The organism is Oleiphilus sp. HI0067 (genome assembly GCF_001635735.1).
In genome coordinates, this window is record NZ_LWFI01001117.1 from 1 (window position 1) to 1,010 (window position 1,010).

Here is a 1,010-nt window from a genome sequence, read left to right on the forward strand (position 1 = left end):
GGAAGCGCATTAAGCACCCGAGCGAGATTGTAAATGTTGGTGACGAAATCAACGTTAAAGTTCTTAAGTTCGACCGTGAGCGCAACCGTGTTTCTCTAGGTCTTAAGCAGTTGGGTGAAGATCCATGGGTATCAATCAAAGAGCGCTATCCAGAGAACACTCGTGTTACTGCACGTGTTACTAACCTTACTGATTACGGCTGCTTCGCAGAAATCGAAGAAGGTGTTGAAGGTCTTGTTCACGTTTCAGAAATGGATTGGACTAACAAGAACATTCACCCATCTAAAGTTGTTCAATTGGGCGACGAAGTTGAGGTTATGGTTCTTGATATCGACGAAGAGCGTCGTCGTATCTCTCTAGGTATCAAACAGTGCCACGCTAACCCATGGGAAGAGTTCTCAGGTAACTTCAACAAGGGTGATAAGATCAGCGGTAAGATCAAGTCTATCACTGATTTCGGTATCTTCATCGGTCTTGACGGTGGTATCGACGGTCTAGTTCACTTGTCAGATATCTCTTGGCAGGAACAAGGCGAAGAAGCTGTTCGTAACTACAAGAAAGGCGACGAAATCGAAACTGTTATCCTTTCTGTAGACCCAGAGCGTGAGCGTATCTCTCTTGGTGTTAAGCAGCTTGATAGCGATCCATTCGCAGAATACGTTCAAGCGAACGACAAAGGCACTATCGTTACAGGTACTGTTAAGTCTGTAGACGCGAAAGCAGCAGTTGTAGAACTTGCAGCAGACGTTGAAGCAACTTTGAAAGCATCTGAAATGAGCCAAGATCGTGTTGAAGATTTGACGACTCAGCTTAAAGAAGGCGACGAAGTAGAAGCGAAAATTATTAACGTTGATCGTAAGAATCGCGTGATCAACTTGTCTGTTAAGTCGAAAGACATTGACGATGAGAAGCAAGCGATGAAAGAAGTTCGTGAGAAGCAGATTGAATCAGCTGGTCCAACTACGATCGGTGATTTGATCAAAGAGCAGATGCAAAACCAGTAACTGCTT

General features: G+C 44.4%; 1 protein-coding gene. It reads left to right on the forward strand.

Going from position 1 to position 1,010, the window contains the following annotated elements; translation table 11 throughout:
* Positions 1 to 1,004 (forward strand): S1 RNA-binding domain-containing protein (locus A3739_RS16175; protein WP_156502626.1); only part of this gene is annotated, 1,004 nt, incomplete at its 5' end.
* Positions 1,005 to 1,010 lie beyond the last annotated feature (6 nt).